The following is an 8,934-nucleotide window of genomic DNA, read 5'->3' on the forward strand; positions in this document are numbered from 1 at the left end:
GATGCGGTGCGCCAGCGCCTCCCATACCGGGGTCACGCGCTTGGGCAGGGCGGGCAAGGTGCCCAGGTCGGTGTGGCTCTCATTGGGATCGTGGAAGTCAGAACCGCGCGAGGCCAGCAGGTCAAGCTCACAGGCCAGGTCGGCGTACTTCTGATACTCGGGCACCGTGTGGCTCCCAGTGACCACCTCCACGCCGAGTCCGCCCAGGGCCTTGAACTCGGTGAACAGCGCGAACTCTTCGTTGGGCGTGAGGTCGTAGCGCCCGGGGTGGGCGATGACGGCCACGCCACCCGCCTCGGTGATCCACCGCACGGCATCGCTCAGCTTGGCCCACTGGTGTTTGACGTAGCCGGGCTTGCCTTCGGTGAGGTAGCGCTTGAAGACGTCGGGCAGTTCCTTGCACAGGCCGATTTCAACGATGTAGCGGGCGAAATGGGTGCGGGAAATGAGGTCGGGGTTGCCGACGTACTTCAAGGCGCCCTCGAACGCCCCCTGCACGCCGACCCGCTCCAGGTCAGCCGCCATCGCGCGGGCGCGTTGCTCGCGGCCGCCCCGGGTGGCCGCCAGGCCTTGCGTCAGCTCGGCGTGGGTGGCGTCAAAACCCAGGCCCACGATGTGCACGGTTTCGCCGGCAAAGGTCACCGACACTTCGCTGCCGGTCAGGTAGCTCATGCCCAGACTGTGGGCGGCGTCACGGGCACGGTCTTGGCCGCCGATCTCGTCGTGGTCCGTCAAGGACCACAGCGCCACCCCATTGCGGTGCGCACGCGCCGCGACCTCTTCGGGCGACAGGGTGCCGTCCGACACATTCGAGTGGCAGTGGAGGTCGGCGTTCAAGGTGTGCATCACGGCATGCTAACAAGCAGGGGCAGGACGGTGGCGCCCGACCCGATTAACCCCACCGGTGACTGGCTCGGTGCGCCGCGGTGGCGGCAGCCTGCAGACTGGCCAGGGTCAGTTCGCGCACCAGCTGCTCGTTGACCGGCTGCCGGTAGCGAGACTTGATGTGGCGCATCCCCTTGCCCGCGCCTTCCAGCTCGGGAAACTCGGGCACCAGGGCGACGCCGTTGAAGATCTGCAGGTGGGCGTTCATCTTGAACAAGGCGATCGCCATCACGTTGTCGTGCTCGTTCATGAAGCACAGGTTGCCCCATTTGACCTCGGGACGCAGGTGCGGGGCCACCGACAAGATGGCCCGCTGCATGGCCAGCGCGGTTTCGCGCTGCTCGGGCCGCAGGCTGTCGTAGAACGCGTTGATCAACGCGGGAGATTGGAGCGGTCGGCGCATCGGGGGTGTAGCTCTATGAAAAGGGGTACAACAGTCAACAATCCTGCGCGCTCACCCCCTCCCATGAGTCCGAAAACTCGGCCGTGAGTGCGCTGCCCGTGCGATTTCCTTCTGGAATTTTTTGTTTGAGCCCGAGCGGATCCGGGACAGGCAAAACAGATTTCACCTGGCGTCAGATTCTAAAAGACCGGCGGTAACCCCACACGTGTGTCAGGCGCTGCCGGTCTGGTGACGATCATGTCATGTCTTGGGCAAAGTGACGCCTGTCTGACCCTGGTATTTGCCACCTCGGTCACGATAACTGGTCTCGCAAACCTCGTCGCTCTCGAAAAACAGCACCTGGGCGCAGCCTTCACCGGCGTAGATCTTGGCGGGCAAGGGGGTGGTGTTGCTGAACTCGAGGGTGACGTAGCCTTCCCATTCGGGCTCGAACGGCGTCACGTTGACGATGATGCCGCAGCGCGCATAGGTGCTCTTGCCCAGACAGATGGTCAGCACATTGCGCGGAATGCGGAAGTACTCGACCGTGCGGGCCAGCGCGAAGCTGTTGGGCGGGATGATGCAGACATCGCTGTTGATGTCCACAAAGCTCTTCTCGTCGAAGTTCTTGGGGTCCACCACCGTCGAGTGGATGTTGGTGAACACCTTGAACTCGGGGGCGCAGCGGATGTCGTAGCCGTAGCTGCTGGTGCCATAGCTGACGATCTTTTCGCCTTGCGCATTGGCGCGGATCTGACCGGGTTCGAAGGGCTCGATCATGCCGTGTTCTTCCGCCATGCGGCGAATCCAGCGGTCTGATTTGATGCTCATGCAATCTCCTGTTTCACTGGCGTGATTGTGCTCGATCCTCGGCGCCTCTCGCGGCCCCGTGCGCGCCCCTTCCCTGCCTGTGTGACGCTTTTTTTGCCCCGAAAGGGTTCGCAAGGCTGGCCTGGTTCATGCTTGGCCTTCCAGACAACGATATCCATACTCGCTGACGGAGCCTGTGCATGACGAAGATGAAGCTGGTGATGGTGGGCAACGGCATGGCCGGTGTCCGCACGCTGGAGGAGCTGCTGAAGGTGGCGCCCGATCTGTATGAGATCACGGTGTTTGGTGCCGAGCCCCATCCCAACTACAACCGTATTTTGTTGTCGCCTGTGCTGGCCGGCGAGCAGACGCTCGACGAGATCGTCCTCAACCCGCTGGACTGGTATGCCTCGCACGGCATCGCCTTGCATCTGGGCAAGAAGGTGGTCGCCATCGATCGCACGCGCCGCATCGTCACGGCCGACGACGGCACGCAGGCCCCCTACGACCGCCTGCTGCTGGCCACCGGCTCCACGCCCTTCTTGCCGCCGCTGCCCGGCACGCAACTCGACGGTGTCCTCGGTTACCGGGACATTGCCGACACGCAGTACATGATCGATGCCGCGGCCCGCCACGCGCACGCGGTGGTGATCGGCGGCGGCCTGCTGGGGCTGGAGGCGGCCAATGGGCTGATGCAGCGCGGCATGCAGGTCACGGTGGTGCACCTGGGGTCATGGTTGCTGGACCGACAACTCGACGAAACTGCGGCGCGACTGTTGCAGACCTCGCTGGAGGAGCGCGGGCTGACGTTTCGGCTGCGCACGCAGACGCAGGCCTATGTGGGTGATGGCGATGGCCGCGTGCAGGCCGTGCGCTTTCAAGATGGCAGCGAGATCCCGGCCGAGTTGGTGGTGGTGGCCGCTGGCGTGCGCCCGAATGTGGCGGTGGCGCAGCAGGCTGGCTTGCACTGCGAGCGCGGCATTGTTGTGAGCGACACCCTGCAGACGGTGACCGACCCCCGTGTCTATGCCGTGGGGGAATGTGCTGCGCACCGGGGGGTGGCCTATGGGCTGGTAGCCCCCCTGTTCGAGCAGGGCAAGGTGTGCGCGAACCACCTGGCCCTGCATGGCATTGGCCGCTACACGGGCTCGCGGCTGTCGACCAAACTGAAGGTGACGGGCATTGAGCTGTTCTCGGCTGGCGACTTCATGGGCGGGCCAGGCACCGAGGCGATCGTACTGTCTGACCCGTTGACCCGGGTCTACAAGAAGCTGGTGCTCAAAGAGGACAAGCTGGTGGGGGCCTGCATGTATGGGGACACGCGCCACGGCAGCGACTACTTTCAGCTGATCCAAAGCGGGGCTTCGGTGGCGGCACGCCGCAGCGGCCTGATGTTCGGCCAGATCACGGGGTGAAGCCATGAACCACCCCGCAGCGCAGACCCAAGTCACGCGCGCCACCTGCCCCTATTGCGGCACGGGTTGTGGCGTGCTCATCGAAACCCAGCAGGGGCGCATCACCGGTGTGCAGGGCGACCCTGATCATCCGGCCAACTTTGGTCGCCTGTGCACCAAGGGCAGCACCCTGCACCTGACAGCTGCGGACTCGGTGCAGCAACAAACGCGCTTGCTGCGCCCCATGCGTCGCGCGCAGCGGAGTGAGGCACCCTCCTCTGTGAGTTGGGACGCGGCGCTGAGTGAAGCGGCCGATCGGTTTGCTTCGGTCATTCGAACGCACGGCCCCGATGCGGTGGGCTTCTATGGCTCCGGCCAGTTGCTGACCGAGGACTACTACGTGCTCAACAAGCTCGTCAAAGGGCTGATTGGCACCAACAACCTCGATACCAACTCGCGCCTGTGCATGAGCAGCGCGGTCGCCGGCTACAAAGCCACGCTCGGCAGCGACGCACCGCCGGCCTGCTACGAAGACCTGGCTCTGGCACAGACGCTGTTCATCGTCGGGTCAAATACCGCCTATGCGCACCCGATTCTGTTTCGGCGCATTGAGGATGCGCGGCGTGCCAACCCGGACATGAAGCTGATCGTGGCGGACCCTCGCCGCACCGAAACGGCGGAGATGGCCGACTTGTTCCTGCCGATTCAGCCCGGCACCGATGTGGCGCTGTTTCACGGGATGCTGCACGTGATGTTGGCCGAAGGGTTGGTCGACTTGGGCTATGTTCAGCGCCACACCGAGGGTTTTGAGGCGCTGCGTGCTGTGGTGAGCGACCACACGCCGGAGGTGGTGGCGCGTTTGTGCGGCATCCCGGTGGCCGACCTGATCACGGCGGCCCGCTGGTTCGGCGGCCTCACCCCCACCTTGTCGCTGTATTGCCAGGGGCTGAACCAAAGCAGCCGAGGCACCGACAAGAACGCGGCGCTGATCAACCTGCATCTGGCCACCGGACAGATCGGCCGACTGGGCGCGGGCCCGTTCTCCTTGACCGGCCAGCCCAATGCCATGGGCGGGCGCGAGGTGGGCGGCATGGCCAACTTGCTGAGCGCCCATCGGGACTTGCGCAATGCACAGGACCGCGCCGAGGTGGCGGCCCTGTGGGGTGTGAGCGAGGTGCCCGCCACACCTGGCAAGAATGCAGTGGACATGTTCGAAGCCGCCGCACGCGGTGAAATCAAGGCGCTGTGGATTGCCTGTACCAACCCGGCGCAGTCATTGCCGGAACAGCAACTGGTGCGCGAGGCTCTCGCGCGCTGCGACTATGTGGTGGTGCAGGAAGCCTTTGCCACCACGGCCACGTGCGGCTTTGCCGACCTGCTTCTGCCCGCCACCACCTGGGGTGAGAAGGACGGGACCGTCACCAACAGCGAGCGACGCATCAGCCGGGTGCGGGCGGCCCTCCCACCTTTGGGCGAGGCACGGCACGATTGGGCGATTCTGGCGGCCTTTGGCCGGGAACTGGAAACCCGCTTGCCTGCGCAGACGGCCCGCTACCGGCCTGGTACGGCCACCTTGTTTCCCTACGAGCGCGCGGAATCGGTGTGGCTGGAGCACCGCGCCACCACAGCAGGCCGCGACCTTGACATCACCGGACTGAGCTACGAGATTTTAGAGACCGTGGGGCCGCAGCAATGGCCCATGCGAGCCCAGGCGACGCACGGCCAGGCACGCCTGTACACCGACGGCCGCTTTGCCACACTCAGTGGCCGTGCGCGGTTCGCCGCCGTGGCATATGCGGCGCCGGCCGAGCTCGCCGATGCCCACTACCCTTTCAGTCTGAACACTGGCCGCCTGCGCGACCAGTGGCACGGCATGAGTCGCACGGGCACGCTGGGACGCTTGTTCGGGCATGTCAGCGAACCGGGCATCGAGCTGAATCCGCAAGACCTGACTGCGCTGGGCCTGAAAGCGGGCGAACTGGTGCTGGTGACATCGCGACGCGGTCAGATCGTGGTGCCTGCGCAGGCCAGCGAGGCCGTACAAGCCGGTCACGCCTTCATGGCCATGCACTGGGGCAACGAGTACCTGGGCGGCGTGGACGCCGCTGGGCGGCCGCGCGGCGGCGTCAATGCGCTGACCACGCCCGCCCGCTGTGCCTCATCTGGCCAGCCCGAATTGAAGCATGCGGCCGTGCGGATACAGGCAGCCGCCCTGCCCTGGCAACTGGTGGCCATGGCCTGGATACCCGCCTCACAGGCCATGCAGGCCCGTGAGCGGCTGAAACCCTGGATGCAGGCGTTCGCCTTTGGCGCCTGCGTGCCTTTTGGCCGAGAGCCCGATGAGCATGTGGGCGTGCTGTTCCGCGCGGCGCATACCGAGCCACCACCGATCGACACCATCCAGCAAATTGAGCTTGCATTGGGCATTCAGGGCGATCAGGTGATGCGCTACAGCGACTGGACACACGGCCACATGCGCACGGTGGAGGTTGTGCCGGGTCACAAGGGCCGAATGCTGAAGGCCTTCTTGCTGGCAGGCGACACGCGGGCTGAAGCCTGGCTCAAGCCCTTGCTGCAAGACCATGCAGGGGTGGATGCGTTCGGCCTCAACCTGCTGGCCCCAGGCAGCGAGCCTTTGGTGCCCATGGCCGCCAAAGGCAAACAGGTGTGCACCTGCTTCAACGTGTGCGAACCCGACATCGTCGTGGCATTGCAGCGCTGCGAAGGCAAAGAGCCAGAGCGCCTCGCACAGGTGCAAGCCGAACTGAAATGCGGCACCAACTGTGGCTCGTGTTTGCCCACCCTGCGCAAGCTGGCGCGAGATAATGCCTCGGTTCCACAGACCGAGACATCATGAGCATTGCAGCGTACATCAAAGTCATTGGCCGAGGCAAAGACGGCGCCCGCCCTCTGGATGCCGACCAGTCTGCGGACCTGATGGGGCAAGTTCTGGATGCCCAGGTGAGTGATCTGGAGGTGGGTGCGTTTTGCCTGGCCATGCGCATCAAAGGCGAAACCGCTCAAGAACTGCAGGGCTTTATGCGAGCCACCCACGCACGCTGCCTGCCGCTGGAAGAAGCCAGCCAGGTCGCCGTCCAGGGCGGCCGGGGCATCGTCGTGCTGCCCTCTTACAACGGCGCCCGCAAACTGCCCAACCTGACCGCCTTGCTCGCGGCCAGTCTGGCACAACGTGGCGTGAACGTGCTGGTGCACGGCCCCGCCAAAGACCCGACCCGGGTGACGACGGCGGAGGTGTTCGAGCAGGCCCGCCTGCCACGGGTGAGCAGCGACCACGACCTGGCACGCGCCTGGCAAGCCGGACAGCCCGCCTTCATGGACATTGCCCACCTTTGCGCGCCCTTGGCCAAGCTGCTGGCCGTGCGCTGGACGATTGGCTTGCGCAACCCCGGCCACACCGTGGCCAAACTCTTGAACCCTTTTGACGCCCATGCAGCACAGGGCGTGCGCAGTATGCAAGTGGTCAATCACACCCACCCGGAATACGCGCACTCGCTGACCGACTACCTGCAATTGGCACAGGCCCATGCGCTGCTGATGCGCGGCACCGAGGGCGAGCCGGTGGCGGACGCACGGCGGCAACCTCGGTTTGACGTGTTCTTGAACGGCCAACGCCACGCTGCCTTGAGTCGTGCGCCGGAAGAAGGAGTGCTGGTTGATCTGCCGGAGTTGCCGTACGGGCACGGCGCCGCAGAAACGGCCGCGTACCTGAACGATGTCATGTGTGGCCGCAAGCCCCTGCCCGCCTCCGTTGCTGCCCAGGCAGACTGCCTGGTTGAGAGCCTGAGTACCCTGGCCGTGTCCTGAGGCACTTGTGTGGCCAAGGTCAAAGTTGATCGAGGGGGCTGAGCACCCCTCGTCCGCCTTTGTTCAACACGTGTGTATAGATCTGGGTGGTGGCGACGTTCGCGTGGCCGAGCAATTCCTGCACTGTACGGATGTCGTAGCCGGCCTGCAGAAGGTGCGTCGCAAAACTGTGGCGCAATGTATGCGGCGAGCACGGCTTGTGGATGCCTGCGCGCTTGGCAGCCCCAGAGATCGCCCTTTGCACCGATTGCTCGGACAGGTGATGGCGCCGGATCACCCCAGACCTGGGGTCCACCGAGCGGGCTTGACTGGGGAACACGTACTGCCATCCCCAAGCTCGCCCAGCTTTGGGATACTTGACCTGCAGGGCGTCGGGCATGTGTACCTCGCCAAGTCCCGCATCGAGATCCGCCTGATGCACTTGCTGGGTTTTGCGCAAGCGCTGCTGTAGCGGCTCAATCAGGTTCTCCGGCAGCACCGTGACACGGTCTTTGCTGCCTTTGCCCTCCCTGATCACGATTTCGCGCCGTTCGAAATCAATATCCTTCACCCGCAAGCGCAGGCCCTCCATCAGGCGCATGCCTGTTCCGTACAGCAGTGACGCGACCAATGCGGTCGTACCGTTGAGTTCGTGCAGCAGACTGCGAACCTCTCGAGCGGTCAGCACCACCGGCAGCCGCTGTGGAACCTTGGCGATGACCACGTCATCCACCCACGGCAATTGGGTGCCGAGGACATGGCGATACAGAAAGAGTATCGCTGCCTTGGCTTGATTTTGGGTAGAAGCAGAAACGTTACGGGCCACCGCCAAATGGCTCAGAAAATCGGCCACCTCTTTAGGGCCCATATCGCGTGGGTGCTTTTTGCCGTGAAACAAGATGAAGCGCCTGACCCAATCCACGTATGCTTCCTCGGTGCGATACGCGTAATGCATGACGCGCAACTGGCTTCGCAAGGCGTCGAGCAGTTTGGGACCCTGACTTGAGGGGGGTACAGAGGACGCCGGACCCGGGCTTGCTGCTGGCGGGTATGCTGGCGCTGACGGACTGAAGCGTTCTGACATGGAAATTTAGGCGGCCTAATGAAGATCAGCAGACAGGGAAAACATCCGCATAACGACATGGTGCCGCTGGGAGGCGTACTTGTCGCCCCTCCTAAGGACGATGTCTCGACGACAACACGCTCAGGCAGAGTGTGGTTGTCTAATTTCAGTTAGGCCCTACAAGCAGCTTCGGGAGAACACGATGACTAATAGCCGTAAAGTGACGCCTCGCCAGGCGCTAGTGTTCTTCCTCTTCGCACTCACAGGATCACTGACGGGAACTCTGGCTGGGCCTCTCATCGTAGGGGCGTTTGACGGCGCACCGGTGTGGCTTCTCCTCGCCATTCTTTGCGTGTCGATTCTGCTCGCACTAGTCGCCACCTACGTGGCGTTGCACCTCGTGACGAGGAGTAGACAGAAGAGGCAGCCTAGGCAAGAGGGAGCGGCCTAACGATGCGTTCAAGCCGAATCGAACCTTGCCTGACTTTTGTGGACACTCTGACCTAACGGAGAATACGTGCCATGGGCACACCTGGACCACAAAAGACCAAACGCTATAGCCTGGAGTTCAAGCTCCAGGCCGTGGCCATGAGCCA

General features: G+C 63.9%; 6 protein-coding genes and 1 pseudogene. 3 read left to right on the forward strand and 4 right to left on the reverse strand.

The features are described 5' to 3' along the window. From RBT42_RS16280 to dcd, 3 genes are all read right to left on the reverse strand, one after another. A partial coding sequence (locus RBT42_RS16280; RefSeq protein WP_320367043.1) for a 3',5'-nucleoside bisphosphate phosphatase occupies positions 1-846 on the reverse strand: 846 nt, incomplete at its 3' end. Positions 847-892: 46 nt separating this feature from the next. Next, entirely contained in the window at positions 893-1,288 is a 396-nt protein-coding gene (locus RBT42_RS16285; protein ID WP_320367045.1) for a DUF1801 domain-containing protein, read from the reverse strand. Between the two features lie 240 nt (positions 1,289-1,528). Continuing rightward, the gene (gene dcd, locus RBT42_RS16290; protein WP_320367047.1) at positions 1,529-2,098 is read right to left on the reverse strand and encodes a dCTP deaminase; all 570 of its coding nucleotides are present in this window, start codon (positions 2,096-2,098) and stop codon (positions 1,529-1,531) included. 179 nt (positions 2,099-2,277) lie between these two features. Here dcd and RBT42_RS16295 point away from each other — a divergent pair. The 3 genes and pseudogenes from RBT42_RS16295 to ybiB all read left to right on the forward strand — a co-directional run. After that, positions 2,278-3,480, forward strand: a pseudogene (locus tag RBT42_RS16295) (NAD(P)/FAD-dependent oxidoreductase); the annotation flags it as partial. A gap of 16 nt (positions 3,481-3,496) precedes the next feature. Then, complete coding sequence (locus tag RBT42_RS16300) at positions 3,497-6,328, forward strand: molybdopterin-dependent oxidoreductase (protein ID WP_320367049.1); 2,832 nt, start codon at positions 3,497-3,499, stop codon at positions 6,326-6,328. Continuing rightward, entirely contained in the window at positions 6,325-7,296 is a 972-nt protein-coding gene (gene ybiB / locus RBT42_RS16305) for a DNA-binding protein YbiB (RefSeq protein ID WP_320367050.1), read from the forward strand. Before RBT42_RS16300 ends, ybiB begins: the two co-directional genes overlap by 4 nt. A 19-nt stretch (positions 7,297-7,315) precedes the next feature. Here the strand turns inward: ybiB and RBT42_RS16310 are convergent, their stop codons facing one another. Beyond that, positions 7,316-8,359 (reverse strand): integron integrase, encoded by a 1,044-nt coding sequence (locus RBT42_RS16310; RefSeq protein WP_320367051.1) that lies wholly within the window; start codon positions 8,357-8,359, stop codon positions 7,316-7,318. Positions 8,360-8,934 lie beyond the last annotated feature (575 nt).

This window comes from Aquabacterium sp. (assembly GCF_034003525.1).
GTDB lineage: Bacteria > Pseudomonadota > Gammaproteobacteria > Burkholderiales > Burkholderiaceae_C > Aquabacterium.